The sequence below is a fragment of the Mesorhizobium salmacidum (SeqCode) genome (assembly GCF_037179605.1).
GTDB lineage: Bacteria > Pseudomonadota > Alphaproteobacteria > Rhizobiales > Rhizobiaceae > Mesorhizobium > Mesorhizobium salmacidum.
The window spans coordinates 1-26,448 of the sequence record NZ_JAPYKS010000047.1 but is presented as its reverse complement, the minus strand read 5'-3'; the positions used below and the strand labels follow the sequence as shown (position 1 = coordinate 26,448).

Genomic DNA, 26,448 nt, shown 5'->3' with positions numbered 1-26,448 from the left:
TCAAAGCCGACGACCTGGCCGTCTCGGTAGTTGGTGGCAGCCCGATCCATGGTCTCAGCAGCTTTTATCCATCCCCTGGCCGGTGGACCGAACGGATTGGCGATTATCACGTCATCCCGCCGCGAGTAGAGGTTTTTCAGAGGCTCAGGGTCGCCCTTCACAAAAGCAGCCAAGGCCAAATGATCTTGCTCGATAAATTTCGTTAGGTCGGAAGCTAACATCTTACCGTCCTCGTCTGATCTACAACTCTACACCAAAATCCTCTGCTATCGAATACCCTCGATCTGACTCACGAGACATGACGCCAGACCCCCAAGCGTGGTTCCAAGCATACCGGAGGCGAGCCGCTCGCGCGAAAGTCCGTCAGTACTGCCCAGTCTTTCGATCAGCCATCAAGGCGAAAGCCGGCTTGCCGGGCTCCCGTTCGACGCCAAGCAGTTCGTATTCCTCGACCGTGTAGCATTTTGCTTTCAGCCAGTTCGTTGACGGGCCGGAGCGGTACTTGCTGTCCCGCCGTTTCGACACCATCCCCTCCATGCCGGCCTGGTCGATCAGGTGGAAGATGGCGCCGGCCTGTCCCGGCAGCGCTTGGCTGAACTGGATGCGCTGCCCCTCGGGGATTACTCGGCAAGGATTTCGCGCCGGTCTTCCAGCGGCATGTCGCGCAGATCGTGGCCGTTGACGTGCAGGAGATCGAAGGCGACGAAATAGAGGTCATGTTGCCGGCTGGTGATGGCTTTGCGCAGCGCGCCGAAGTCCGAAATCCCAGCCTCGTTCAGCACGATGATCTCGCCGTCTATGATGGCGCTTTCGACATCGAGGCTTGCAGCGACTTTGGCGAGGTCTTCAGCGGGGGCGCATCCAGGCCCATGAAGCCCGGAGGTCTATTGAGCAGCGCTTGGAATGCGCTAGCATATCTCACGAATAAACGGGGACGCACTGTGCTACCTTCAACAGGACTGGAAAGGCTGAATGCATTTTCCGATGGCGTGTTCGCCGTTCTGATCACTGTCCTAGTTTTGGATTTGCGCCCGCCGGAAGTGCCGACCTTCAACGCCCTTCTGGCATCGTGGGAAACCTGGCTTAGCTACGGTGTAAGCTATCTCTTCATAGCCATCGTCTGGGCGAACCACCATCATCTCTTGCGCCACGCGAAAGAGAGCACGGCGTCCTTGATGTGGTACAATTTCGCGCACCTGTTCTCAGTCTCGCTGCTCCCCCTGGCCACGGCATGGATGGCTGTAAGCGAGTTGGCACCGCAGCCGGTCGCCTTCTATGCGGCCGTGTTTTTCCTGGTTAACCTGACATATCTGTTGTTGATCCGCGAACTCATTGATCCGATGCCGGAGAACGAGGTGTCGCCAGAAGTGCGGCGGCTCATGCGCCTGCGTGCCGTGATTACGCTCGGCCTTTTTGGGCTCGCGGCTATCTTGGCATTGAAGTACCCAATCGTCGGACTGGGGATCTGTATTTGTTGCCTGGCAGTCTATCTCAAGCCCCAGGCGCGGGGCTGAACGAATTCCGGCGCGGCGATCGCGACGGACATCACACAAAAAGCCCGCCACCTTTCGGCAGCGGGCCAGTCCAACAGTCGTGGGAACTCGCACCGTAATGGGAGAACGGTGCAACCGCCGAAGTGTTTAGACGCAACAATGTTCCACACGGCTCCCGAGTTTAGGACGCTGTGCTCAAGTTCTACCGGGGCCCGAGCTATCCACGTGACCAAAGGGCCGCTCCACGAGGCCGAGGCGCTGGCCAAAACGGTCATCACCATGGTGGGAGGAGCTGGTCATTGCCGAAGCCTTCACATCAGGATGATCGCCACATCCGCAACCTAGGCGCCTTTCAGCTTCAGTAGCTCGGAGGCGATAACCTCCTGCCTTGTGGCAAGCTGTCGATCAATATCCACTACTCGCCTAAAGGCACGGTAAGCGCCCAGCCCCAAGCTAGCCAGCCGGTCCTTGTCCCGAAGTACCGTCAGAATTCTTTCAGCTGATGCCTGTAGATCCTCTCCGATCAATAAAATATCAACGCCATCTTCGAACTCGGGATTCAGTCCGAGCGGATCGTTTATGAAATTGGCGACCCCTTGGAAGCCAGCCTCTAAACACGCTCCTGTAGGGAAGCCGTCAAACGCCCCCGGAGTGAGAACGAAAGGTCGGTTGAACGAAACGATGCCGTCCATTCTGGGGTAGAACCAGCGAAAAAACTCAGTCGGTTGGCGGCCGTAGAATACTACTCGATCGCCAATGTCTTCCAACGGGATGTCACCCGCATCGTATTCACCCACTACGTGAAACCGTAATTCTGGAAGATGTGGCGCAAGGATTCTGGCCAACCCAACGAAATAATCATACCCTTTTGATCTTAGATCTCCTCCGTATTTGTGGGCTACAAAACAAAGATCTATCGTCTGTTTATGGTCTGGAAAAGTAAGCTTGTCAGAAGAAAAATCAAATTGGATATTGCTATTAAATACTCCACCAAATATATGTACAATCTTGTCATCTTTACAGCAGATGCGATCGGACCTGATGTAGGATCGGGTTATGGATTGGGTAGTGATCACCTTTTTGCAAAGCGAACTTAAGAGAATAGCCTTTAGTTTTGCATCTGTCTCTTCCTGGTCAAGCTCAAAGCCGCCTCCGGGGTAGAGCTGGAAAATGAATGGAAGGCCCCTCTCCTCGAAATACGGAAGCAATGCGTAGGCGTTGTTCAGGAAGGTGACATAAGCGATAGTTGCCGTGATGTCTCGCCGCTCCTGAAACCTAAATATTCTCGACTTCATGGCCGGCTCAAACTGCAGGCTGGCCAACTCATCAGAGAAACCACTGCCCTTAATCCAGTTCCCCCACCCTTCCAATGAGATAAGTGCGGAACTAAAGGAATTCATAAAATGCCGGTATTCGGTCGTTCGAAACGGCGATAGCGAAGACGGCAAAACGTCGTCGAAGATCAGCAATTCGTAGAATTTCAAGTAATTACCTCCGAAAGTGCCTGCGCAACGCTGAGCGCCGCAGCGGCACTACCGCAGCCAGCGCACATTGCTGGGTAAATTGTAAGCACGAAGCACAAAAAACTGGCAAACCTACATCGATTGATCTAGAAAGTGCAAACTAGTTCTGGCGCCCTTCCGACTCAAAAGTGAGCGATGAATTCTGGAGCTGTTATCTATGGTGCTGGCGGTCACGCCCGAGAGTTGCAGTTTCAACTGCATGCCGAGGGGACTGCGACGTACGCCTATGTGGATGATTTCAGGTCTGGTTTTGACGTTGAAGGTACTCCTGTGCTTGTTCGCGAAGACGCGATCGCGCGCTTTCCTGGTGCGAGCTGGTTCGTGGCGATCGGTGACATTGCCAGCCGCAAAGCCATCCTCGCGAGGGTTCGCGAACTGGGCGTTACGGTCGGGTCGTTCATTAGCTCTCGCGCTATGATTGCTCCTTCGGCATCCATCTCGGGGGCAGCGCAGATATTTGCGAATACCGTCGTTTCAGCTGGCGCCGCCCTTGGGGACAACGTGATTGTCAATTTTGGCTCCATTCTTCACCACGATGCTAGCATCGGCGCCAATTCGTTTATAGCCAGCGGGGTAACGGTTGCTGGGCACGCAAAAATAGGATCGGGAGTGTGGCTCGGTGTCGGGTGCACTATAATCAATGGTACCGCCGACAATCCCCTAAAGATTGGCAACAATGTGATCGTTGGAGCGTCGGCGTGCGTGGTGAACGATGTAGACGACGACGCTATCGTCGTTGGTGTACCCGCAAAGCCGAGGTCTTTCTAATGGCAGTTACCCCCATTTACGTTGCCCGGCCGATCGTTCCAAAAGTCGACGATTTCATCGCGCATCTAGCCCCAGCTCTTGAAACCCGCCGGCTGGCGAACGGGGGGGCGATCTCGGCCGATCTCGAACTTAGATTGTCAGAGTTGTTCCGCACACGGTATGTCAACCTCATGAGCAACGGCACTGTTGCAATTGAGATCGCGGCGAAGGCCTTAAATTTTCGAAAGAAAGTTATTACCACCCCGTTTACTTTTGCGGCTTCGGTTGGGGCGTTGATCTGGGTGGGGCTTGATCCCATTTTGGTGGACATAGACGAAGAGTACCTTACAATTTGCCCTGACGCTGTTTCTTCTGCCATTGATCAAGAGGTAAGCGGTATCTTGGGGGTGCACGTATATGGCTGTCCCTGCGACGTAGATGCCTTAGACGCCATATCAAAATCCAGCAAAATTCCAGTGCTGTATGATGGAGCGCATGTGTTCGACGCGACCTACAATGGTCGTCCAGTGGTGGGCTACGGTGCGGCTACGACCATGAGCTTTCATGCGACCAAGCAGTTTAATACTGGCGAAGGTGGAGCGGTGGTCACTTCATCACTTGAAGTCAACTCTCGGGTTAGCATATTGAAAAACTTTGGCATTGAATCCGAAGATCTGATTTCACAGCTTGGCATCAATGGCAAAATGAGCGAAATCAATGCAGCGTTTGGCTTGGCAAACTTAAGCGCGCTTTTCGAGGAACGGGCACGACGCACCACCGTCTCGCAAATTTACCGCGACAACCTGTCTGAACACAATAGGATTCGGATCGTTCCTTTGCGCCCTGGTACCGTCGGATCAAGCGGCTATTTTGCCATTCGCCTGCCGGTCGAGAGCGGGCGACCCCTTCGCGATAAGGTATACCTCGCCCTGCGCGATCTCGGAATTTACTCGCGGAAGTATTTTTACCCGCTTATTTCCGACATACCGTCATACACCGCCCATATGTCCCAATTAACGTTTGACCTGCCGAATGCTCAGCGCGCCGCTATGGAGGTATTAGCCCTCCCCTTGCATGGTGGTATCTCCGATGAAGACGCATTATTCATAGCAACGTCTGTCAAGCGAGCTATAGATGACTGACCATGGCATTACAATAATCGTCCCGACTTACAATCACGAAGCTTATATAGCCGATGCCATAGAGAGTGTGCTCGACCAATCCGTGTTTGAAGGCTGCAAAGTGATTATTTCGGACGATAGTTCAACTGATAACACCGTGGAAATTGCGCAGAGTGTCTCAGCCGGATTTTCAAATATCATTGTTAGACAGAACACATCCAATTTGGGGGTCATGGAGCACTATAGACTGCTTTCATCACTCGTTGACACGCCTTACCTCGCCATCCTTGAAGGCGATGACCATTGGGCAGCGACTGAAAAGCTGGAACTCCAGAAATCTCTTATGGATGCTCATCCAAATACAGGGCTCTGCTTTACGGCCTGTTCGGTGAACGATGAGGCAACAGGCGCAACCTGGGACCATCCAGGCTGGCCTGTGGATCGGCATCGCGTGGTTCACCTTCTCGACATGCTTGCGAGCAACCCGGTCGCTACTTTTTCCAATTGCCTTTACCGGACGCATCGGTTCGCTGAAGCCGTCCAATGCAGCAGCACCAAAGGTGGTTATGACTGGCTACTCAACATGACGATTGCCTCGGAAGGTGGGGCCTTGTTCGCTGCACGAAATTGTACAGGCTATAGGCTGCATGCCAACGGCGCGTGGACCAGACTTGATCGGGAACAAAAGCGCTCTGGAATCTTGCAGTCCTTGGTTGCCCTGAAGAACAACGTCGATAGCTCTTTTTTTCCCTACATTGACGCTGCTATATTACGAGCTCAACATGAGGCGTGAACCACTGGTCCCACTGGTCTCCGTTCTTATACCGTCATATAATCACGGCGATTTCATCGTGGCAGCAGTAGACAGCGTTCTGGCGCAGACCTACGGCAATATCCAGGTTATCATTGTAGACGATGCTTCCTCGGACAAATCCGTCGAAGTGATCCAGTCGTTGAGAGACGAGCGAATCGTTTGTCGGTTTTTGGAGAGCAATGTGGGGGCCTGCCAGGCCATGAATATTGGCCTTTCAATGTGTGAAGGGCCTTACATAGCTGTATGCAATTCCGACGACATCTGGGTGCCCACTAAGCTTGAGCAACAACTCGAGAAATTCAAAAATTGTCAGAATCTAGGAGCCGTTTTCTCTGATGTTGAATGGATCGACAGCGAAGGGCGCTTCTTGTCGGAAGAAAATGCTCCTCCATTCGAATCGGTGTTTAAGCGGCCGAACCGATCTCGCTTTTCATGGATCAGGGATCTAATCGAAGGAGGCAATTGTCTGTGCCATCCTTCCGTTCTCATAAAACGCGAAGTTTATCAGACCGTCGGTACATATAACAACTTCTACAGGCAGCTTCCCGATCTGGACATGTGGCTTAGGGTCCTGCAGCACTACGAGATCTTGGTGATGCCAGAGAAACTGGTCGGTTTTCGCCTGCACGAGGGCAACACCAGCCGCCCGGGTCCTATTACTAGCACTCGCTCTATAAACGAGCACAGGCTAATCCTTGTCAACATGATGAAGGAGATTACTGCGGACAATTTCTTCGGAGCGTTTGGGTTCACTAATGTCTTGTCAATCGGCGATCCAAGTGCTTTGAAATTTGAGATTGCCCGTTACCTACTGGATTACCGGGGGGGGGTATACGAAAACATGTTTAACCAGCTTGGGACAGAAGTCCTACTGGAAATACCCCAACACGACATTATTCAAAGAGGCATTTCTGCGCATCATTTTCACGAGAGAGTTGGCCGCAACACGCCTTGGATTTCGTATCCATCCCCCTCCCCACCTCCTGAAAAAGAGATTCACTCGGAAATTGAAGCGCCCCCTTTCGATCAAGGACCGCTAATCGCTGAAACAAAAACTGTCGATCTCATTAGAACTGTCGCCATTCGGATCAAAGCAAGGCTCCGGGAGCGCTTGATGGCAATTGCATCCAGTGTTCGTCGTTGATCACGTCCAGAGCGTCAGGATGGGTTAAAGTTCCGATCATTGAGCTGGCTAAACCTTGGCGGCCTCCGGTGGAACGAGAACCGCCCCTTGCCGATAGCGCCATTTGCTGATCGGCCTTTCCACGTAGTGCCAAAGTGGGATGGCCACGAAAAGAGACAGGGTCGCGGCGATGGCAAAGAGCAGGAGCGGCTCTGCCGGCAGACCCCAAGCGACGAAGTAGTGGACGCAGATCTGCTGGATCGGCCAAGCGAAGACAAAGACACCATAGGAATAGTCGCGGTGAACCGGAATTGAAAACGGCGCGAATGCGCAGACGTAAATCACTGCTACAGGCATCGCCAGGAGATAGACGAAATACCGCACCTCCCCAACGCTTACGTCCCAAGAGAATCCGAATTGCCACCATTGCAGGAGCGACAGCCCATAGTTGGACAGCCCTGGCGCAAACAGCAGCACGAGGACGGCGATTGCAACTGGTCCGATCATGGGAATTTGGATGCGCTTCTCAAGTTGAAGGAAAGCTCCGCAAACGAACAGGAGAACGAGGGGCGCAATCACAGTCGCTCCATTGCTGGCAGACTTCATGTTGATGATGATCAGCAAAAGTCCAAAGAGGTAGGCCGATCCGATCACCGACGGCGTTAGGAGCCAAAAAGTGCCGAACATGACGACGCCGATGTACATCAGAATTTCCCAGCTGATCGTCCAAAGACTGCCGTGTATCGCGCCGGCCAACGGTTGGCCGGCATAATTGTCGTAGTAAGCTGCGGCAAGTAGCGCAAATGCGTGGCTGACAATCAGAGCGGGAGCCAAACGAGCGGCTCGTCTGACAACAAAGTTGAGACCTGGCGAGCGGATCCACGAGCCCGAAACTAAATATCCGCTTATCACGAAGAAACACTGAACGGCGAAATTGCCGAGTGTCCGGTTCATAAAGATGGGCTCATGTGGATGGCCAATGAGCGGGTAGGAATGGCTTAGGACAACAGCCATCGCAGCGATGAGCCGAACGGCCGTGAAATTATCGCTGACCGTGCGTCGCGTCGGATTGCTCATCTAGGATGCATCGAACTAAGCTCGGATGACTGCACCTGATCTACCTCCGTTCCGCATGTCGAAGATCAATTGCGTGGCGCTTCGTTGGCGCTTTTTTTTGCGAGCGCATTGAGCTTTTTGACCGTCGCCGGGTGCGCCGCACAGAAGCGCTCTGCTCGCGCCCACTCAAGCGAACTTTCTTGAGCTCGGGTAAAAATGCGATCGCGACCCGAAGCACTCAGAAACTGACTCCCATGCTGCTTGCCAGTGCCCGCTCAATTTCGAGGAGGCATTTTTTGTTAGAGTTGATGGTAATCGAATTACGAAATGAGACAAGGTCGGCAAATTCAGGAATTTCGCTCCTGATGCCTGTCGAGCGCGACCGCAATAAGCGCGTCGACGAGGGCTTATAGCGGGTTTTCGGCATGCTGTCGCGCTGGCTTTAAATCGACCAGGCCGACTTCCGACGACACCGTTCCCCAACACCCCTCGACACCCGGCTGCTTCGCGTCAACCGGCCTTACGTCACATCGGGAGAGTTTCTAAGGCCGGCAGCCGTCAGGGCCCGATAAACCGACGCTCGCCCGATTCCGAGAGAGGCCGCAATCTCTGACACGGTCTTCTGCTGCCGAAACAGGGCGACCGCCTCACCCGCTTTTGCGCGTGCTGTCGGCTTTCGCCCTTTATATTTCTTCTCCGCCTTCGCCTTCGCGATGCCTTCCTTCTGTCGCTCTCTCATGAGGTCCCGCTCGAACTCGGCGAAGGCGGAGAACATGTTCAGCATCAGCCGACCGTAGGCTCCCGTCGTGTCCACCGTGTCCTTGCCGAATTGCAGCACCTTCAGACCGACGCCCCGGCCATGCAGACCATCGACAAGGTCGCCCAGGGTGCGCGTGTTGCGCGCTAGACGATCAATCTTCGTGATCACCAGCGTATCGCCCTTGCGGAGGAACTTCAGGGCGCGGTCCAGTTCCTTTCGATCCCCTAGAGCCGACACCTGCTCCGAATAGACTTCCTCGCAGCCAGCGGCTTCGAGGTCCCGAACCTGTGCCTCCAGCCCAGCCACCTGTTCTTCTGTTGAGGTTCTCGCGTAACCGACTTGCATCCCACCCTCCAAATGTCCAATAGCATTTAGACTTTTGAGTCAAATACGTCCAAAAGTCAATATCGACCTTATTGGACACGACATAGGTCGCACTGGGGTCGTCCGGTAGACCCTGCCCATGTGGACACGCTCTGGTATGCCGTTCAATATGGCAGCCAAGTCTCAATTACAGCCGTCCGTCTAGGGCGCTGCAACTATGAACGAACTCGGCTTTTGGTACATCGTCAAATCACCGAACAACTGCATGAGGCGCGCAACGACCTATGACTTCTTGTAGGCACGGAAGCGGACTGTCAGCTTTTGCGGCCCTCCAGCTAAGGCGGCGGTTCCGCTGTTCCGCTGACATGAACGCGCTTTCTACGGTTCCCGGAAAGCCGACGCCCATTTCAGCCCATTGGCGCCACATCTACCAAAGGAGGCCGTTTGTTGACCGGCTGCTCCTGCAGCAAAGGTAGGAAAGATGACCGTCGACAATCACAGCGCCTGCACCCGTTACGCAGCATGAACCAGCGCGGTCTCTTCCTGATGATGATAACGTTTCGAGAAGAGATGCGTGTCGCGCGACCCCGAACGCGACAATTCGACGGTCAATAGGCTGTCGTCAGCAAATGCCGGGCTGAGCTCTAACCGTAAATACTCGAAAAGCTGCCGGTCATGGACAGCCACGACGATCTGCCGGTGGTGTTCCTTCGATAACGTTCGCAGCAATGCGGCGAAATGTGCAATGTGGACGTCGTCCATCGACTGGATTGGATCGTCGAGGACCAGCCACGGCAACTGGGGTGCTACAGTTAAATGAAGCGACAAAAATAGGGTGAGCGCGGCAGTGTTCAGGTTGCCTGAACTCAGCATCGCGCCAGGCGTACCGCCTGCCCCGCCACTGCGGTGCCGCGTAATTAGGCGCGGTTTAAGTTGGCTGGTCGACTGGGTCGGAATCTGGAAGGCCGGGACGAAAGGCTCGTTCGGAGCCAGCCGAACGAATAAATCTCGCCAAAGCCGATTGAGACGATCGTTGAACTCTCGCCTGATTATCGCAGCCCGAACGGACTCTACCTGTTCACGAATCGTCTGGGCGTCCGTCCGGATCTTGGTCGCACGACGAAGGGACGCTGCCATTTTCGCAACCATGTCTGTATCTTGCGCAATGTGCTGGTCGAGTTCGTTTTTGCGATCAAGGAGAAGCTTTGCCTGCTTCTCGCTATCGACGAGTTTTCGCCGCGAATTCGATCGTTGGGTGACGCGTGCGATCCGCGCTGCGACTTCGCCTTCGAGGCTGGCGAGCATGCCGTCACTGGCTTGGAGTTGGCCCGGGATTTCAAGATTGAAGACACGCGTGATCTCGCCGAGTTGCTCCAGCGCGGTGGTGCGCGACGAACCTTGATTCTGCAGAATGCCAATTGCTCTGCGTGCGCGCGCCTCCTGCGCTGAAATCCGCGCATAGGTTGCGATCGGCTCGGCCAGAGATGCGAGCTCAGAAACGACGGATTCTAGTTCTGCTTCGCGCCGTGCCAGCGTCGAAAGTTGGCCTGTTGCGCCAGACCGGGCGTCAATCTCGGCCTGTTCGCGTATGAGGCTTTCAATCAGTTCCTGCTGTGCCGACCGGTTGCGACTCAGGCCAAGCAAGCGCTCAGCGGAGCCGCTCAGACGCGATACCTTGCGATGGACATGGTCGATCAGTGCACCCTGTGCCGTCTCAGCAAAATTGCGGTCACAGACAGGACAATAGTCATCGACGATAACAGCATTGATGCTCGACAAAATCTCGGCGAGGCGATCCGCATTGGAGCCGATCAACCCGATCTCGTCGTCTAACGTCTTGAGGTTCTTGCGCCCTACATCCAACTCAGACATCAAGGCGGCTTTGCGGTTTGCATCTGCCAACATTCTAACGACGCGTTCGCGCGTCTGACGCAGATCTTCCGCCAGCCTTCTTGACGCCTCGACGTGCCACGACTCGACCTGCGCAGCAGCGCTTGAAATGTCGGGCAGGAGTTTGGCCACACGCTCTTCAAGGTCGGTGATTCTCGTTTGATATTCGGAGGCCCACTTGGCTAGAGCTTCACCTGCGCCGCGCTGCTCAGCTACGAGCGTCGCTTCGGTCGCTGCGACAGCGTTGTCGGAATTGCCCGCCAGGCTGCTCCGGATAAATTCCAGATTTCTGCGATGCACGAACAATTCGCTGAGCTCATCTTCATCATCCTTGGCCTCTCGGGGATAATCGAGCGTCGGAAGCTCCTTCTCACTGACCTTGCCGTCCAGTTCTAAAGCCGCCCAAGCCTCATTAACCGCCGCAAGAGCCTCGGTGAGATCGCGCTGCGCCAGTGCTCGCGACGACTGATATTCTGCCAGCGAGCGTTCATAACGCTGTTTTTCGCTTTCCGTGGGGACGAAGAGCCTCGACGTTTTGCGCATATTGCGCAAATCATCAACCGGCGCGAGCCCGCTTTCAATGGCGTCCAGGCGATCCAAACCAAGCAGCTCAGTGACGAAGCGCGCTAGCGGGGAATTCGGTGTTGAATCCGATTCTTGGTAGATCTGGAGCAACTGTCCCAGCATGCTCTGCGGCAAGTAGCAGCGTTCGCTGAAGAAGCCAGACAAACTGGGCGATAGCAGCGAGCGCGCCGTGATCCCTTCAGAGTCGAATGATGCACTGAACTGGTTCGAACCGGTCAGACCCGTTGTTGTCAGCGCGATATTGCCGGTGTCAGCATGCCGGTAATTGCCGTTGTCAGCATGCCGGTAAATGAGTTGCTTCGCGTAAGCTGGATCGGCGCGCTGGAGCGCGATCGCGCGCCCTGTTAACGCGACCTCGATGGCAGTCAAAAGGCTTGTCTTGCCGGCGCCGTTTTCGCCGTGGACGAGAACCATCTTGGCATCGAGCGGCGTTTGCACGCGCCCGCGGATGCTTCGGAAATTGGTGAGCTCGATTTCGTGAAGGAGCGGAAAACCGTTCATACTCCGTGGCCCTCAATGGCAATGTCGAGTACCTTGCCTAGCGCCGTCTTGACCGCATCCTCTCCGCTCTTTGACGCTTCGGTCAATGCGTCGACTAGAGTTTGGTCTAGATTGGGCGAGAGTGCGCCGCGCAGTTTGGCTATGGGATCACGGTTTTCTTCGCTCTCGACTTCGTCGTCGGCAGCTATCGTCAACGGCAACAGAATGCGAATCTGGTCATCCAGTGCGAGGGCCGCTTGATCCGATTCCGGTTCACCTTCAGTGTCGAAAGACGCGCTCTCAACATTCAGGACGCGACAAGTGGGAGAAAGCGCATCCACAAGCTTCGGAAGCGCCGCCCCAACGAGGATTGCCGTCAGAAGATACCTCGATCGAGTGACATCGAGTGCACGACTGAGCGCTTCGATCCTCTGCCGCACCGTCTTCGCGTCGCGATCGCCAAACTCACCGGCAGCGGTGTCAACGATCAGTACGAGGTCCAGTGCGCGCCCTCCGCTACCAATTAGCGCAGCGGTGAACTCGAAGTCTACCGACGCCACGCGGAACGGGGTCTGCACCGGTCTATAGCCCGCCTTTTCAAGGCGTCGGACAACGCCCCCCGCGAGATGACCGATCGTCACAGGACAAACTCCGCGAAGAATGAATTGGCCAACTGTTCGATACTGTTTTCGGAGGCCAGCAATGCGCCAATGCAAATGTGCTGCGTGCCGTTGGTCCCCGTTCGACCCGGAGCTCGACTCCGCGATCGGGGGCTGTCCAACTCGTCCTCACCGCCGTTCATCTGCTTCCACATATCATCTGCATGTATCACGATAGTGTTGTCGTTGGCGAACGCGCCCCTCTTTTCCATTGCTATGGCAATCCCCGCCGTTCGCGCAAAAAAGACCGATCGAGCCTCTGCGCCAGGCCGATTGCCTGAAGCGACAATCGAACCCCCGGACAGTTCTAACCCGACAGGGCTAGTGAGTGTCCATCGGCCGTCACTACGACCGCGCTCAACCAACGCGAGGGCAATGCCAAGTTCCCCTAGCCCGGTTGCCTGTGCGTTCTGGTCGTTCGGGATTGAATCAACCGATCCCATGGTAAGAATTTCATACCCGTCGGAGCGCTCAGGCAAGCGGCCAGTGCGAAATAGGCTGAGGACGCGCGACCACAACGCGATCGCTTGATTCACGAAAGCGGTGCGGTTTCCGACCGCCAACTCCGCCACGTGATTGCGAAGTCCGTCCAAAGTCTCGGTGATCACGGCGGCCTCTGCCGCGAGAGCGCCGCCGCCAATAGCCAATTGAACAAGTGCGTGGAACTTGCCACCAAGTGTCTTGAGCACGAGCGCGATAAGCACTTGTTCGCCCCACGCCTGTAAAAGCGCGCTGGTTTCGATCGCCTCGATGGCGTTGTTGTAGCTGTCACGATAAACCGCCTGCAACATTTGCCGCTGGCCGTTCCCAATTTCATTTTCACAGAAAACATGCGCCTGAGGCGTCACCGGCCAAGGCCATGGATTTGCCTGTCGGGCGGCGACGAACGCCGCCTGAAGGTTGCCATCCTGCAACGACAGGCCCGTCATTAGCGCCCTGTGATTTGTCGCGAGTGAGATGACCTCACCGCGGATCGCCGCATAGAAGTTTGTGTAGGGCCACTCCGCAATCTGCTGCGTGCTGCCGACCAGGAATTTGCGATAGAGAGCGGGAACCTCGGTCGCGTGGACGACGCAACCATGAAATTTTATCAATCGCGCCTTGCCGGGAGCGTCGCGGAGATGGCTCGGATCGACAACGACCTGAAGGTTGCCGGTGAGCGTGCCACCGAGACGAACCACAGCTGCCTCGATAAACCCGTCCCAGTTCGCGGACGCAATCTCCCGCAAAGCACCCTCTAGAATCAGTATCGCGATGCCCAGATGTGCGGCCTGGGGAGGCTTGGGATTTGCGAACGCTGCGCGGACGTCAACGGCATCCCACAGCATGTAGTCGTTCTCTGTGCCAGGAATCCTGATGTCGAGGAGTGCCGAATACCGAGTCCACAGGTTGTCTATGATGCCTTCCTGGACGTTGCCGGGCCAAGTCTCGAACGGCTCTAGGAAATGGGGTTCGGCCGCGTCAATGCTATAGCCGCCGAGAGTCAATGCGGTCCGAAAGGGTTGGAGGTAGACCGCTTGGGTGGCCGGGTCGACAGCCTTGACGCGAAGATGCTCCAGTGCTCGGGCGATGATGCCGCCGAGGCTCGGCGCCTCGCGGGAAATGCCCGACCCCACCCAAAGCGCGAACTCCCCGAGCTGGAAGGCGCGGGCCATTGGCCCAAACCCTGCATCGAGTTGCCGCAGAACCTCGAGCACGGTCGCCTCATCCGCCGGCTTCGGCGCCGGTGCGATCGCAGCTATTGCCCCCAATTTCTGTCCGCTTCCTGTTTCGATTGATCACGCGCTCAAATCCGCCGCGACCGCCAACAATGCCCCGTCAAACATATCCGATACTATGCCGAACGTCGCCATTCAAACTATAATGTAAGATGCGGGAAACAGCGCCGTCCGGTTTTCTTCGGACCATTTGTGACATAGCTCGCAGCCCAGCTTTTTGACGGCAGCTTTCACGACCAAAGAGCGCCACCTTGAATGTCCGATTTGAGGCGCTTAGCTGCGGTTAGTTGCTGACGATCGGCACGACCGCTTTCCACCCAAAGCCGGATGTGGCGGCAGAACAACTTTGCGCTGGAAACGGCCACCCAAGAGTGCAAGGATGACCGCTCCAATGTCAAATTTCAATTCGTTCAGCCAAGGTCAGCGCATCCTCGACGTCGACACCGAGATAGCGAACAGTATTCTCGATCTTGGTATGGCCAAGCAGGATCTGTATAGCGCGCATTACCCGTCGCCTTGTAGATCATTGATGCCTTTGTTCGTCGCAGCGAGTGCGTGCCACATTCCGCCCGCCGGAGACCTATTGCGGTCACCCACTCATCGACTAGACGGGCGTATTGCCTCGTACTCATGTGGCGCGCACGGTCAATCCGACTTGGAAACGCATGGTCGTCGACTGTACCGCCACGCCTCTCGAGCCAAGCGAGAAGGCTGGCCCGCACGTCGCTTGTTAGCTCGAACTGAACCGGGCGACCTGTCTTCTGCTGCACGACAGTCGCACGCGTCCGAATTTCCGAGCCCGCGACCAGATCGCCAATCTTGATCTTAACCACGTCGCAGCCGCGCGAAGTTTGCTGTCGATTGCCAGATCGAAAAGAGCACGATCACGAACGCGCCTCTCGCGGTCAAGGAAGAAGCGGATCGCCCAGATCTGTTTTTGTGTAAGGGGTCGCTTCGTCCCCACTTTCTTGCCAGCATTCCAGGCAGCGCGGCCGTGACTGGCAGCATCGTATTGAGAGTAACCCATATTATTTCTCCTCGGCCTTGATTGGCCGAAGAGAAAACGATCGGCGCGCTGGAAGCTCGTGGGCCGCAAGCAGACTTAGCGCTTCCAGCGCGATTAGAGAATCCATGCAGACACTTCAGAGTGTCGTATCGGGCATACCGTACAGAAGAATGACGGCGTGAGAGCCGGCAGTGCGCCGGCTCCCTCAGTCGGAAGCTAATCAATAATTGCCGTTGTAATACCGGTCGTCGCAGGGCGCGATATAGATGCGGCCGTAGCGCTCCTGGTAGCGGCATTGCTGATCTTCGCGGCGCTGCGGGGTGGTGGCCGAGCCAACGACGGCGCCGAGCAAGGCGCCGCTGGCGGCGCCGATCACGGTGCTCTTGGTGTTGCCGCCGATCGCCTGGCCAAGCAGCGCGCCGCCAGCGCCGCCGACGAGCGCGCCGGTGGTGGCCCGCTGCTGGCCCTCGGTCTGCGTTTCGCAGCCGGCAAGGGCTGCGGTGATAAGCACTGCCAGGATGGCCTTCTTGATGGTCATCACGAGAACTCCTCTGAGGCCGGGAACTGACAACAGGCTGAAAACAGGGGCGCTTTCGCCCAAGTGCTGGCGCATTGCGGCGGAACGGCGGCGTGACTTCTCACGAAGTGAATCAAGGTTTCTCGGCCGTTGAAGACCGTGGTGTCCAAATCGCAAAAGATGGGCGGGCTTTACCGGCCGATCTTCAATTGGACTGCAATTGTGGTGAAAGCGCCCCGATAGCCACCGGCAAGCACTTGCTCGATCGATGACGGCTCCGGTATGGCCTCGCCATGTTGAAAGAGCCCTTCAACGTGGAAAGCAAGCGCCTCCTCGGCTATGACGACCGCCTCGTCCAGGCTGATAGCCGCTGTGACAACGCCAGGAAAGCCAGGGAACGACACACCGAAGATCGCTTCCCCGCTTCTTGTGAAGCAGGCCGATATGGTTGCGCACAGCTACATCTCGTATGGTCGGCGGCTCGCATTCGACACAAACTGGATAGGTTTCCTTAACCAAATCGCAGGTGGCGCGGCCCTCTACTATGGACACGAGTACCATGGCGCGAGGCGATGGACAAAGCAGCAGCGGCCCGGTTCCCTGAAAGGCGCATCGTGCGCGCGGCTCAGTATCTGCGCATGTCGAAAGAGCACCAGATCTACTCGATCGACAACCAGAAAGATGCCATCCGCAACTATGCTGATATCATGGGATACGACATCGTTGCCACTTACGAGGACGCCGGCCGGAGCGGTCTCAGCCTGGGCGGTCGCCCCGGCCTTCAGCAAATGCTGGCCGATGTGGAGAGTGGGCGTGCCGACTTCGAAACCATAGTAGTCTATGATGTCAGTCGCTGGGGACGCTTCCAGAACATAGATGAAAGCGCGTCTTACGAGTATCGTTGCCACATGGCTGGCGTGCGGATCGAATTCTGCGCCGAGCAGTTCTTGAACGACGGCAGCATTGGCTCCGATGTCCTTAAGGCCATCAAACGAAGCATGGCGGCCGAGCACAGTCGCATGCTGTCGCAAAAGACATTCATAGGCCAAGCAAGGCTGATCCGGCTGGGGTTCCGACAGGGTGGCAAGCCGGGACTCGGCTTAAGACGCCAGGTGATCGACCATTCAGGACGTCCCAAACTCATTCTCTCCGAACACGAGCAAAAGAGCGTGCACACCGACAGAACGATCCTGGTGCCCGGACCGCCTAAAGAGGTTGCAACGGTTCGCTGGATCTTTCGTCAGTTCGTCAAAAAACACCTGACAGAGCTTGAGTTGGCTAGGCTGCTGAACAAGCGCGGCGTGCTGACGGACCTTGGTCGACCATGGAAGCGGGAAACTGTGCGCGGAGTTCTGACCAACGAAAAATACATTGGCACAAATGTCTGGAACAGGCGCTCTCGCAAGCTAAAAGCAAAGGCAGTAAGCAATCCTTCTGAACAGTGGGTTCGAGCGGAAGGTGTCTTTGAGCCGATTGTTGACCGCAATCTGTTCGATCGGGCGCAAATCATTCACAGAGCGCTATATGCGCATCTGGGGGTGACCAACGAAGAGATGCTGGCTGCACTGAAAAAGGTCCTGGCGCGCGAAGGCGCCTTGTCTAGTTCCATCATCAACGCTGCGGCGGATTGCCCCGCAGCTAGCCAGTATCATTACCGCTTTGGAAGCGTCCTGAAGGCCTACGAATTGGTTGGATATCAGCCGCCAAAGAACTGGCAGTTTATTACCTCGAAAGAGCGATTGGCGTCGGTGCGCGCGCAAGCAATAGGGGACCTGCTGGACGCGATTGAAAGGATTGGCGGAAAGGCGACTTACGACACACAGAACGACCTCTTGCGGATCAACGACGAGTTCACTATTGCGATCGAAATCGCACGTTGCCGCGTTTCCGACCACGGATATCCCTTCTGGTCTATGGACACTCAGCGCCAGTCGGTGGCCGACATTTTCACCTTGATCAGGATGAGCCCTGGTGACCTGGTCATTCGCGATTACCTGATTGCCCCTGCGTCCAAAATCGTCGGCAGACCAGCCTTGCTCGCTAACAATGGAGCACAGCTGGATACCTACCTGTTTCCCTCCCTAACCCCACTTGCCAGGCTGGCAGGGCGAGCAAGTGTGGAGAACATATTGTGAGTTCGAAGTATCGTATTACCCGCGATGCGGCCTACCGAGCTTTGCTTGGCAGTGATCAGAGACACGCCCAGAATATTGCTGATGATCAACCAGGATCAAAGCAAAAGCTATTCGCGCCAACGCTCTTGGTCGCCTATGAGGTGGTCTGTAGACGCAAGCGCGATTTCATAGAAGAAGCCGAAGCAGCAGAGCAGCGTCTGGGCCGTCTGGTTGAAGCATTTCGCCTGACAATTTGTGATAAAAGGTTTCGCTCATTGCTAGTGTCCGAGGGGCTCGCCACTATACCAAAACTTTTGGCTGAGAGATTGCAATGCACCGCGTTCGAACCGGGAGCAGCAAGGCATATTAGCGGATCGCTTTCTAAGAGAAGCGCAGGCCGGCAACCCATCAGTGGGATTTGTCAGGACGTCCTCGACTTTCTCCAGCATTGCCCTGTGAGGGTAAAAATCTTCGGCTTGCTGCGACATGTGCTTCCGACCAGGCAATTGGAAATTGCTCGACTAATGGTTGCTATGGAACGGGTCACGTTCACGTACGCAAAGATCCTTGTCGCGTTTACGCCGTATGCACTGCTGGCCCCGGGTTTCCATCCGAAGATGATTGCCAATGTGTCTGAAGATCAACTGAGCACGATGACGCAAGAACTCGGAAGACTATGCAATGAGTTTTTGAGTACCGTGGAGCGACGTGGCTTCCTAAGCCTGGAACTGTTGGCAGCCGGCCGCTATTTTGACCAGATGATGGATAATTCTAGGGTGGTGCGCTATCTGGCCCATAACTTCCCAAGCCAATTTGAAGAGTTTCATGAGTTGTTGGCTTCTGCCGCAAATACGTAGGATTGATGCCTCATTCATCCGCCAAATGACGCGTTTCTCCCACCGGATCGGCACAAGGCGCCGGAAGCGGATCGTATGGGCCCGCTCGCCGGTCGGGTGGAATACCTGAACGCTCAACCAATCGCGGCTTTAAAGAGGGCATTCGGTGATCGATGCCACAGACCTCGTTGCAAGGGCCGCTTCTGGGAGATTCCTTTGCAGGCGGACAATCGGTCTTAACATTGTGCTGACTAAACGGCGCGTCCTGAAATAGCTGGCCGTTACGACCCTGAAGATCCGACCGGGGTTCTTGGTTTTGCCGGATCTGTGGTACTTATGAACGCGTGTGGTGGCCCATCCATCACCAGGGTAGACTTATATGGCTGCCAAAAGGGCAATCGCACCCGCCATCGAGAATTGCTACGACGCCGCTTTCGAATTTGGGCGGTGGCCGGACGCGCTTCAAAAACTTGCCGATGCCCTGGGTGCGACGAGTTGTGTCATCCGCGCCTGTGACGACACCCACCCTTTCCGGAGCGACCAGCGCAAGCGGACCACACCGACGCCGGATTCAACGGAACATGCTGGATTTTCGGCGCTCTGGGTCAAAAACATCGAAGGTGCTCCCGATCCCCATTGCGAGAGGTTGAGGCTGCTGGCGAAACCCGCAACCTGCTTCACCGTCGAGGACGAACTCACCACCCCCGAGGAGAGAAGGTTTCTCCCCTACTATCAGGAAATAGCACGCCCTGGGCACCGCGAGTGGTGGGCTGCCGTCTACTTTGTGGTGAAGAAACACAAGTGGTTCCTGTCGATGTTCCGCGATGCCCGCAGCGGGGCCTTCGATTTGTCCGAGGCGGATTATTTCCTGCGCGTGGTTCCGGATCTGAGGCGGATCATCAGCCTTGCCGAGAAGATCTGGGAAGTTTCGCTGGACCCGACGCTCGCTGTTCTTGACCAGTTCAATTTTGGCGCCGCGCTGCTTGATCGTCGTGGCTGCCTGATGCGTTGCAACGAGCATGCGGATGCTTTGTTCGGTTCAGGCCTTGTGGTCCGCCATGGCCGCATCCGCGCAGCCGATCGGGAGAGCGATACCCGTCTGCAGCGGATGATCGGGGCTGCCGTCTCAAGCGCACTGGACGGGCCGTTACTGGCTGATCCTGAAGTCATCGCCCGCGACGGATCGTTCTGGCTTCTAGCCGAGGTCGTGCCGATGACTTCATTCGTGCGCGACCTTTTCAATGGCGGCGACTTTCTGCTTTGCTTCACCGACCTTGTGAGGGAACGGGCGCCATCGGAACGGTTGCTCGGTCAAACATTTCAACTCACGGCGGCCGAAGCGCGACTGGCCTCAAGCCTGAGTTCGGGCGATGGTATCGATGCGGCGAGCGCCCGATTGGCGATTGGCCGCGAAACGGCGCGAACTCAACTCCGGGCGATCCTCGCCAAAACGGGAACGCATCGCCAGGCCGAGCTCACGGCGCTACTTTCGCGCTTGCGAACGCCTTCACGACCCTGAATGGAGTTCCTCACCCCATCGGGTGAAGCGCGCAGACGCTAGCCAAGGCACACTTCCCCATCGGATCGCGAGATCGCGCCTGTGGCGCCGGGGGGTAGTGCGGTTGGCAAAATCGTTTGGCCGGAAAAATCGACCCGACCCGCCCAAGATGCGGCGGCCAGCAAGATCGTACCTCATGGCACTGGCTCTGATTGCCAGCTATCCCTGCTCACCATCGGCGGGGGCCGAACCCGGAACGCTCAGCGTTGACCTTGAGCTGGTCCTTGCCGTGGACGTCTCATCCTCGATGAGCCTGTCGGAGCAACGGGTTCAGCGCGACGGTTACGTCAATGCATTTCGGCACGGGGACCTCGCGAGAGCCATAGGATTGGGCGCTCATGGTACGATCGCGGTTTCGTATCTCGAATGGGCTGGGGCGAACTGTCAGCGCGTTCTCCTGCCCTGGACGATTATCGGTAGCTACGCAGACGCCAGACAGTTCGCCGACGCCTTGGCGATCAAGCCTATTAGCGCGCAACCAGGGACCTCGATTTCGGGCGCTATTCTGTCGGCGGGCGACCTGTTTTCACACAGCCGTACCGTAGCCGCGCGCCGGGTGATCGATATTTCGGGTGATGGTCCCAACAATGCCGGCCTGCCGGTCACACCGATACGGGACAGACTGACAGGTTCCGGCATCACTATCAACGGCCTGCCCGTGTCGCTGCGGCGCGGTGGTTCGAATGCCTTTCAATCCTATGGCGCGCGCTATCTCGATCTTTATTACGAGCATTGCGTCATCGGTGGGCCAGACGCATTCGTGATCGGGATTGACGACCTCAATCTATTCGAAGTCGCAATTCGGCAAAAACTGGTTCGGGAGATCGCTGGCCTTGCCTCGCGACCCAGGCTCGCCTCCTATTTGGCAGGCGGCCCGGTGTTCGACTGCTCCATGGTCGGAACCGCCGCGCGGTAGCCCACAGCCGTCCTCGACAGGTTAAATAGCCTCTCTCCGTTCTCGTCGATGCTACACCCGATCGGCACCTGGGAGAGACGACTACGACGTCCTGGGCCAGCCGCTAGCTCGCCTGTCTGAGTCGCAGCTCGGCGCGTTTGGCCCCAGAATTTGCTGGCTTGTCACTCGTGTTTTTGGACGCCGGAGGGGGGTCCGTTTCGAAATCAAACAGCCGCTTTCGTAGGCAACGCCTCATGCTGGCGCAACCGCGACCTCCGGTATGTCGCCAACATGTCTGCTTTCAGGCAGCGCCAGCGGCTCATCTCAACGGCCGGACCCCCGCCTCCCTTTTAGGATCGGCCGCCAATAATCATACAAAAGCTGGTTGCTTTTACAGTTGACCAACAGGGCGTGTTCCGGAAGGACGTTTTCTCCCATGGAGTCCGCAATTGCGTGCTTGATTACGTCCGCATTGGGCACCGAGATTCCATAGCTGGTCCCTAAGATCTGCTTCGGTGCCGCGTGGCCCGGCGTGGTCATCAATTCCATATTCATGTCGCCATACGAAAACCCAAGATAGACAATGATTTTTGCCTCGTTGATGAGGTAATAGATTGTGTCCATGGCGTCGGCATCGTCAACGCGCTCGGTGAACGTCCGAATCTGAGCTGCTACGGCTGGCAAGTCTTGTGCAGGCGGTTGCTGGCCAAAGTCTACCGAGACCATGGGTGAATCCTGCCAGTCTAGCTTTCCAACCTGCCCGTACGGATGGATGATTGTTAGCTTGTTGGTCAAATCTCGTGCCCGTTGCCATGTCAGGTCGAAGTAGACGGCCAACTGTTGCACGAGGTAGTGCTCGATGCAGCGGTCGTAGTTGAAAGTGATGATGCTAACATTTTCGAATAGGTGGTCGAGATCCGTTCGCTGGGCGCCTTCGCAAAGCATCTTGCAAAAAGTCCGATGCCAAGTGTCCGGGACCGCACGAAAGCTGACCTGGTCAGTATCACGCCCGACGTAGAGTTTGGTGGTTCTCTCCGCTTCCAGGATGCTTGCGGCGATAGCGAGCTTTCCTGTTTGTATAAGAATCTCATTGTCGGCGTGGGCATGGAGGAAGTTGTCGATCGAAATGGTTTGCGGCATCGCCCTGGATATTAGCTGGGCGGCCTTGAAGAAGCGCGCTCCCCTTTCGTCCGAATTGTTGGCGAGAAGATTTATTGCACGCGTCAAATGAGCGTCACCAAGACTCGCCCTGACGTCGGTGCCTTGGGGTTGAAGCTTGTCGCCGATGATGTTGGCCAGTGCGCCGCCCATGGGCATGTCGAGTTCGCTGCTGGCGCCGGCACCCACAACAAATAACGTTTTTCGCTCAAACACATCATCCTCCCACACCAGGTAGCGATATGGGCCACAAGAAAATTTGATTTACAGCCAAAGCGTTTTACGCTTCCCGCCATCATCCCAGAATTTTTGGACGGCCTCCATGAAGGTATTGAAGTTCACGACTGACCAGCAAACCTGTTGGCCGTCCCGGACGAGAAAGTGAATTCGATTGGCACACATCAATTTGTCGCGCTCCGCCTGCCTAAGGGAATTCATGCACTGATTGAACGTGTCCTGAAGGCTCCCGGCAAAGCAGTAATCTGCGGCGTTCGATAGGAGGCCCTCCAAATAGTATGACGGCGCCACCCCCGCCTGGAGGTAGCCCTCGTCAATCATCTTGTTGCGCATGTTTTTGAACATGCGAACAGTGGGCTTAAACCGATTGCCGGTGGCCTGGTGTTTCGCCGTGCAATTTTCTGAATGCTGCGTCGAGTAGTTGACGATCTTGGTTCCGTCCCCTGCCCAAAACACAACACCTTCCCACATGGCTGGGGCGCCGGTAGCGGGATAGGTGTAATAGGTGCGATGAATGGCGCAAGGGAGAACGTCGGCGTCGCGCCTATTTCCGCTGCCCGGCACAAAAATGGCTTTGTTGCCTGGCTTTACCGTTTTTCCAAATTTGCTTACTAGCCATGATCCGACCTCTTCCTTGAATTTGGCCAGCGAATAGTCAGCTTTCGTGAAATTCCTGTCGTAGTTAGCTTGGTCGTCAGCGGATAGGTGGCTGGTGTCCGAATAAGAGATGGAATCAAGCCGGATAACCACATCGACGTCGCTGTCCGCGTAAATGTTGGTGTCGTTGCCGTATGACCCTTGCAGGAAGATCTCGAAACTTTTCAGGTAGTAAGGGGACTGCGTATCATTTAGCGCAGTCCGAATGGTCTGATAGGTCGCCGCGGACTGCTGGACCGAACCCTGCGCGGTCCAGGTGCTGAGTTGTGCTTCCGGAATCGCCATGAGGCCTCTTGCTAAACGAGAAACTCTTTAAGGGTGGCCTCGTGCTTGGCGAACGATTCACGACCGCGTTGCCGAAGTATGTTGAGCTTCATCAGATTGTGTTCGAATAGATCTGCGGCCATTTCCGGCTGTTCGAATGTGTCGCTTATCCGTACGGTGGGCACATCTTTGAAGAGGATTACCCGGAGCTGGTCCATCGACTGCGTATTGATTTCGAGGGTTTTCTGCAGAAGCTGGACGCTAAGCAGATATTTCGCCCAATACATCTTATTGAAGACGCTGACTTTGGGCTGCGGATATACGCCGACGCCGACGCTGACGACGCGCAAGTCCTTGTGTTCGAGCTTAAGGGCGTGGGTCGCGTCGGCGATGGCATAGAGCGTCGGATTGTTCGCACAATAGCCGCCGTCGACCAGCTTGATTTCATCCCCACCCCCAGTGGTCACCATCTTCGGCTCGAAAAAGGGGAAGGCCGAACAAGACGCCTGAACCGCGTCGGCGATCGTCACGCCGAAGCCGGGTAGAAATGTCCCCTTCCGGCCGTGCGCCTGGGCAATGCTGCCCTTGAAAATCATCGGCCGCTCGATTACCCATTTGGTAGCCACGACCCCGATGGCGGTCTTCACATCGTCGAACTTCTTGTCGCCAAAGACAGCCTGCGCCAACTCGGCCACCTTCGCCGTTTTTTGGGCCGGCGTTTTGAGGCGCATAATGTCCGGAACGTATTCCTTGTATTTGGCGTGGATCTCATCGACTGACATGCCGAGAGCGATCATGGCCGCGATGATCGCACCGGTGCTGGTGCCGAATACCAGGTCGAAGCGCTCATGCAGGCGACAGCCAATGAGCCCCTCAATCTCCGCCAGCACGCCGAGCGAGTAGAAGCCCTTGGCGCCACCACCGTCCAGGCTCAGAATTCGGTATGGCTTTGATTTGTCTTTTTCGCTCATGGCCGCCGCAAAATCATAAATGAGCAGCAACTCTAATATATATTTCGTGACGGCGGTCGCGCACCGTGGAATTATCCACCGCATAAATCAACGTCAGCCTCTAGCTGGACTTTGTACTACCATACTAGATGCCACTCTGCCCTCGATACTCGGCGGCAATCCATTCTTTGTCCTTGGGCTCGTCCGCCAAAATGGGATCTCATCGTTGAGCGACATCCGCTGCGGGCACGGAAGCTGTCACGGCTTAGCAGGCAACGGACGGCCTCTAACCCGAAGACCTTCAGTGGTCTTGCCTTGGAAGCTCACCAACTCAGTCTCAAGGATGTCTCTTTACCAACCCACGGAAGGCAGACTGCGGTGCACGGAGGGGCAGAGCCCTAAGGCTTCGTCGGCGGAACGAGCCGAGCCGGAGCAATTCGGCTGACAACCTTAAATTTCTGGGTCAGGATTTCGATGCGAGGGCGCTCGCGTTCAGGCGTGGGCGCGTTAGTCCAGTATGCTTCGATGGCTTCATCGGCCGATTCACCCTTGGCCAGATTGTCCCGGACGGAATTGTAGTGCGTGAGATCGGCGATATGCACGATGTCGGCTTCGTCTATCACAACATCATACAAAAACTTCTTTTTGGAATATTTGTATGCAAAGTCGGCCCAGGCTCTGTCCCTCCACGCAAACACGACGGCGCCGCGCTTTGCGCCATCCTCCCTTGCCGCCCTGATGGCGAGTTCGGCAGGCCTATTAGCCGCGTGAATCCGGTCAATGGAATCGCTTAAGGATTCGAAGACATGCCCGTCAGGGACATCCGCATCGCTATAGTGATATCCAATAGTTTTATCCATATAATCATTCCTTAGAATTTGAGATTGGCGAGATCAACTCGTGCGGTTACGATATAGTGATGAGTAAAAGCAGGGGCAATACGGCGGCGAAGCGTTCTGATTGGATGCGGGTTGGCGCACCGTTTCTGCCTGGCCAGTCCGGCTACCCATCGGGCAGACCCAAAGGCCTGCGCAACAGCAAGACGATCCGGCGCGAGCTGCTGGAAATAGCCGAAACTGTAACCAGCGGGCTCACCGGCGAAAGCCATGAGTGGAGCAGCTCGACATCATCCTGACCAGGTGGTGATGGCGAGCGGTGCGATCGAGGTGGCTATGCACCTGACCGACGTTAAGCCCGGCGTAGTGAACCGGCCGACGCTTCAGCGAGGCCATCGATGCCTGGGCAGCGTCAGGCACCTCTGGAACCACCCGCAACATCCTGCAGAAAGAATACCTCGACAATCCGACCAAAGGCACGGTCGGCGCCATCCAGCCCCACCTCATAATAGACAAATATCCAAGGCGTGCCCGTCGCCCTCGACACCATTCTCGTACGTCATTCCTCCGGCGGCATCAGCAGCTCGGGTTAAAGGCCTACGACCAGGGCCGCGCCAAATTCCAGGGCACGCATAAGCACATTATCCACCCGGACGGAGAGCCGCCCCCGATGACGAGTGCTTCATGACACCGGCGCGGCGGGCGAGAAGGCGCGCAGCAGCATCCTGAGGGCACGACCGGCATGAAGCTGTTTATCTTGAGCTCCGGTGGGAGAGTGTTGCTTACTCGCGTGTCCGTCTGCTTAGTACGAAATGTCCGCAGTCCGACGGCCGAAACAAGGCGGCAGAGTCGTTACTCGGGGTTGAAGAGATCGTCGCCATCCGGCAAACTCGAGAACATACTCAGTGAAATTAGTCTTTCACCCCTCAAGTTCGTTCTGGAGAATGGCTGATTTGGGGACGAAAGCGTTCGGTCCGTTTTCGGCATGGCCGCACTCGAAAGCGCTTTTTGCCTTCAAGGAGCAGCACCGCACTGGGCGCAGGACGAGATTTGGTCAGTACAAAACCGGCCGCGGGCGATATCTTGGACAACAGGAGATCAATTCTCGTCACGATACATTGGGAGGA

Annotated in this window: 25 protein-coding genes and 2 pseudogenes; 11 read left to right on the top strand and 16 right to left on the bottom strand. The window is 56.1% G+C overall.

The window, feature by feature from the left end; translation table 11 throughout:
* From O7A60_RS30560 to O7A60_RS32165, 3 genes and pseudogenes are all read right to left on the bottom strand, one after another.
* Positions 1 to 221: pseudogene (locus O7A60_RS30560) on the bottom strand (YybH family protein); the annotation flags it as partial.
* Positions 222 to 363: 142 nt separating this feature from the next.
* Positions 364 to 525: a hypothetical protein gene (locus tag O7A60_RS32170; RefSeq protein WP_463147897.1), complete on the bottom strand. Its 162-nt coding sequence runs from the start codon at positions 523 to 525 to the stop codon at positions 364 to 366.
* A 95-nt stretch (positions 526 to 620) separates the two neighbouring features.
* Complete coding sequence (locus tag O7A60_RS32165; RefSeq protein ID WP_463147895.1) at positions 621 to 782, bottom strand: ATP-dependent DNA ligase; 162 nt, start codon at positions 780 to 782, stop codon at positions 621 to 623.
* A 105-nt stretch (positions 783 to 887) separates the two neighbouring features.
* Between O7A60_RS32165 and O7A60_RS30550 the strand changes: the two genes are divergently transcribed.
* On the top strand, positions 888 to 1,514 hold the full coding sequence (locus O7A60_RS30550) for a TMEM175 family protein (protein ID WP_337109391.1): 627 nt from the start codon (positions 888 to 890) through the stop codon (positions 1,512 to 1,514).
* 320 nt (positions 1,515 to 1,834) lie between these two features.
* On the opposite strand, the gene O7A60_RS30545 is transcribed toward O7A60_RS30550, so the two are convergent.
* Entirely contained in the window at positions 1,835 to 2,977 is a 1,143-nt protein-coding gene (locus tag O7A60_RS30545) for a glycosyltransferase family protein (protein WP_337109390.1), read from the bottom strand.
* A 174-nt stretch (positions 2,978 to 3,151) separates the two neighbouring features.
* On the opposite strand from O7A60_RS30545, the gene O7A60_RS30540 reads away from it, so the two are divergent.
* The 4 genes from O7A60_RS30540 to O7A60_RS30525 are packed head-to-tail and all read left to right on the top strand — an operon-like array spanning position 3,152 to position 6,842.
* Positions 3,152 to 3,784, top strand: a complete 633-nt coding sequence (locus tag O7A60_RS30540) for an acetyltransferase (RefSeq protein WP_337109389.1) — start codon at positions 3,152 to 3,154, stop codon at positions 3,782 to 3,784.
* A complete protein-coding gene (locus O7A60_RS30535) occupies positions 3,784 to 4,905 on the top strand; it encodes a DegT/DnrJ/EryC1/StrS family aminotransferase (RefSeq protein ID WP_337109388.1) in 1,122 nt (373 codons plus the stop codon). The genes O7A60_RS30540 and O7A60_RS30535 overlap by 1 nt, the downstream gene beginning before the upstream one ends.
* Positions 4,898 to 5,677 (top strand): glycosyltransferase family 2 protein, encoded by a 780-nt coding sequence (locus O7A60_RS30530; protein WP_337109387.1) that lies wholly within the window; start codon positions 4,898 to 4,900, stop codon positions 5,675 to 5,677. Before O7A60_RS30535 ends, O7A60_RS30530 begins: the two co-directional genes overlap by 8 nt.
* Positions 5,667 to 6,842, top strand: coding sequence for a glycosyltransferase (locus O7A60_RS30525; protein ID WP_337109386.1), 1,176 nt, complete (start codon positions 5,667 to 5,669; stop codon positions 6,840 to 6,842). Before O7A60_RS30530 ends, O7A60_RS30525 begins: the two co-directional genes overlap by 11 nt.
* Positions 6,843 to 6,890: 48 nt before the next feature.
* On the opposite strand, the gene O7A60_RS30520 is transcribed toward O7A60_RS30525, so the two are convergent.
* The 8 genes and pseudogenes from O7A60_RS30520 to O7A60_RS30485 form a co-directional block, all read right to left on the bottom strand.
* Positions 6,891 to 7,898, bottom strand: coding sequence for an acyltransferase family protein (locus O7A60_RS30520; RefSeq protein ID WP_337109385.1), 1,008 nt, complete (start codon positions 7,896 to 7,898; stop codon positions 6,891 to 6,893).
* 499 nt (positions 7,899 to 8,397) lie between these two features.
* On the bottom strand, positions 8,398 to 8,982 hold the full coding sequence (locus tag O7A60_RS30515) for a recombinase family protein (protein WP_337109384.1): 585 nt from the start codon (positions 8,980 to 8,982) through the stop codon (positions 8,398 to 8,400).
* 492 nt (positions 8,983 to 9,474) lie between these two features.
* Entirely contained in the window at positions 9,475 to 11,937 is a 2,463-nt protein-coding gene (locus O7A60_RS30510) for an AAA family ATPase (RefSeq protein ID WP_337109383.1), read from the bottom strand.
* On the bottom strand, positions 11,934 to 12,557 hold the full coding sequence (locus tag O7A60_RS30505) for a hypothetical protein (protein ID WP_337109382.1): 624 nt from the start codon (positions 12,555 to 12,557) through the stop codon (positions 11,934 to 11,936). Before O7A60_RS30505 ends, O7A60_RS30510 begins: the two co-directional genes overlap by 4 nt.
* A complete protein-coding gene (locus O7A60_RS30500; RefSeq protein WP_337109381.1) occupies positions 12,554 to 14,272 on the bottom strand; it encodes an SIR2 family protein in 1,719 nt (572 codons plus the stop codon). The genes O7A60_RS30505 and O7A60_RS30500 overlap by 4 nt, the downstream gene beginning before the upstream one ends.
* Before the next feature lie 415 nt (positions 14,273 to 14,687).
* Positions 14,688 to 15,320 (bottom strand): annotated as a pseudogene (locus tag O7A60_RS30495) (tyrosine-type recombinase/integrase).
* A 199-nt stretch (positions 15,321 to 15,519) separates the two neighbouring features.
* Complete coding sequence (locus O7A60_RS30490; RefSeq protein WP_337109380.1) at positions 15,520 to 15,837, bottom strand: YMGG-like glycine zipper-containing protein; 318 nt, start codon at positions 15,835 to 15,837, stop codon at positions 15,520 to 15,522.
* Positions 15,838 to 16,007: 170 nt separating this feature from the next.
* Positions 16,008 to 16,220, bottom strand: coding sequence for a type II toxin-antitoxin system HicB family antitoxin (locus tag O7A60_RS30485; RefSeq protein ID WP_415926877.1), 213 nt, complete (start codon positions 16,218 to 16,220; stop codon positions 16,008 to 16,010).
* Between the two features lie 168 nt (positions 16,221 to 16,388).
* On the opposite strand from O7A60_RS30485, the gene O7A60_RS30480 reads away from it, so the two are divergent.
* The 4 genes from O7A60_RS30480 (at position 16,389) to O7A60_RS30465 (ending at position 21,240) form a co-directional block, all read left to right on the top strand.
* Positions 16,389 to 17,951 (top strand): recombinase family protein, encoded by a 1,563-nt coding sequence (locus O7A60_RS30480; protein WP_337109379.1) that lies wholly within the window; start codon positions 16,389 to 16,391, stop codon positions 17,949 to 17,951.
* Entirely contained in the window at positions 17,948 to 18,787 is an 840-nt protein-coding gene (locus O7A60_RS30475; RefSeq protein WP_337109378.1) for a plasmid partitioning protein RepB C-terminal domain-containing protein, read from the top strand. The genes O7A60_RS30480 and O7A60_RS30475 overlap by 4 nt, the downstream gene beginning before the upstream one ends.
* Before the next feature lie 358 nt (positions 18,788 to 19,145).
* Complete coding sequence (locus O7A60_RS30470; protein ID WP_337109376.1) at positions 19,146 to 20,285, top strand: helix-turn-helix transcriptional regulator; 1,140 nt, start codon at positions 19,146 to 19,148, stop codon at positions 20,283 to 20,285.
* Between the two features lie 175 nt (positions 20,286 to 20,460).
* Positions 20,461 to 21,240 (top strand): DUF1194 domain-containing protein, encoded by a 780-nt coding sequence (locus tag O7A60_RS30465; protein WP_337109375.1) that lies wholly within the window; start codon positions 20,461 to 20,463, stop codon positions 21,238 to 21,240.
* Between the two features lie 303 nt (positions 21,241 to 21,543).
* Here the strand turns inward: O7A60_RS30465 and O7A60_RS30460 are convergent, their stop codons facing one another.
* From O7A60_RS30460 to O7A60_RS30445, 4 genes are all read right to left on the bottom strand, one after another.
* A complete protein-coding gene (locus O7A60_RS30460; RefSeq protein WP_337109374.1) occupies positions 21,544 to 22,593 on the bottom strand; it encodes a hypothetical protein in 1,050 nt (349 codons plus the stop codon).
* Positions 22,594 to 22,641: 48 nt separating this feature from the next.
* Positions 22,642 to 23,556 carry a nucleotidyltransferase domain-containing protein gene (locus tag O7A60_RS30455; RefSeq protein ID WP_337109373.1) on the bottom strand — a complete coding sequence of 305 codons (915 nt, stop codon included), beginning with the start codon at positions 23,554 to 23,556 and terminating at the stop codon, positions 22,642 to 22,644.
* Positions 23,557 to 23,567: 11 nt separating this feature from the next.
* On the bottom strand, positions 23,568 to 24,536 hold the full coding sequence (locus O7A60_RS30450) for a patatin-like phospholipase family protein (protein ID WP_337109372.1): 969 nt from the start codon (positions 24,534 to 24,536) through the stop codon (positions 23,568 to 23,570).
* Positions 24,537 to 24,883: 347 nt separating this feature from the next.
* The gene (locus tag O7A60_RS30445) at positions 24,884 to 25,345 is read right to left on the bottom strand and encodes a hypothetical protein (RefSeq protein WP_337109371.1); all 462 of its coding nucleotides are present in this window, start codon (positions 25,343 to 25,345) and stop codon (positions 24,884 to 24,886) included.
* 59 nt (positions 25,346 to 25,404) lie between these two features.
* Here O7A60_RS30445 and O7A60_RS32045 point away from each other — a divergent pair, with 59 nt between their 5' ends.
* Positions 25,405 to 25,620, top strand: a complete 216-nt coding sequence (locus O7A60_RS32045; protein WP_415926876.1) for a DUF5681 domain-containing protein — start codon at positions 25,405 to 25,407, stop codon at positions 25,618 to 25,620.
* A 645-nt stretch (positions 25,621 to 26,265) separates the two neighbouring features.
* On the top strand, positions 26,266 to 26,448 hold a 183-nt coding region (locus tag O7A60_RS30440), incomplete at its 3' end, for a hypothetical protein (protein ID WP_337109370.1).

Excerpts from the sequence above, each read along its gene's own strand:
- O7A60_RS30540 (WP_337109389.1), top strand. The coding sequence starts at position 3,152 with ATGAATTCTGGAGCTGTTATCTATGGTGCTGGCGGTCACGCCCGAGAG.
- O7A60_RS30535 (WP_337109388.1), top strand. The coding sequence starts at position 3,784 with ATGGCAGTTACCCCCATTTACGTTGCCCGGCCGATCGTTCCAAAAGTC.
- O7A60_RS30530 (WP_337109387.1), top strand. The coding sequence starts at position 4,898 with ATGACTGACCATGGCATTACAATAATCGTCCCGACTTACAATCACGAA.
- O7A60_RS30525 (WP_337109386.1), top strand. The coding sequence starts at position 5,667 with ATGAGGCGTGAACCACTGGTCCCACTGGTCTCCGTTCTTATACCGTCA.
- O7A60_RS30520 (WP_337109385.1), bottom strand. The coding sequence starts at position 7,898 with ATGAGCAATCCGACGCGACGCACGGTCAGCGATAATTTCACGGCCGTT.
- O7A60_RS30515 (WP_337109384.1), bottom strand. The coding sequence starts at position 8,982 with ATGCAAGTCGGTTACGCGAGAACCTCAACAGAAGAACAGGTGGCTGGG.
- O7A60_RS30510 (WP_337109383.1), bottom strand. The coding sequence starts at position 11,937 with ATGAACGGTTTTCCGCTCCTTCACGAAATCGAGCTCACCAATTTCCGA.
- O7A60_RS30490 (WP_337109380.1), bottom strand. The coding sequence starts at position 15,837 with ATGACCATCAAGAAGGCCATCCTGGCAGTGCTTATCACCGCAGCCCTT.
- O7A60_RS30480 (WP_337109379.1), top strand. The coding sequence starts at position 16,389 with ATGGACAAAGCAGCAGCGGCCCGGTTCCCTGAAAGGCGCATCGTGCGC.
- O7A60_RS30470 (WP_337109376.1), top strand. The coding sequence starts at position 19,146 with ATGGCTGCCAAAAGGGCAATCGCACCCGCCATCGAGAATTGCTACGAC.
- O7A60_RS30465 (WP_337109375.1), top strand. The coding sequence starts at position 20,461 with ATGGCACTGGCTCTGATTGCCAGCTATCCCTGCTCACCATCGGCGGGG.
- O7A60_RS30455 (WP_337109373.1), bottom strand. The coding sequence starts at position 23,556 with ATGGCGATTCCGGAAGCACAACTCAGCACCTGGACCGCGCAGGGTTCG.
- O7A60_RS30445 (WP_337109371.1), bottom strand. The coding sequence starts at position 25,345 with ATGGATAAAACTATTGGATATCACTATAGCGATGCGGATGTCCCTGAC.
- O7A60_RS32045 (WP_415926876.1), top strand. The coding sequence starts at position 25,405 with ATGAGTAAAAGCAGGGGCAATACGGCGGCGAAGCGTTCTGATTGGATG.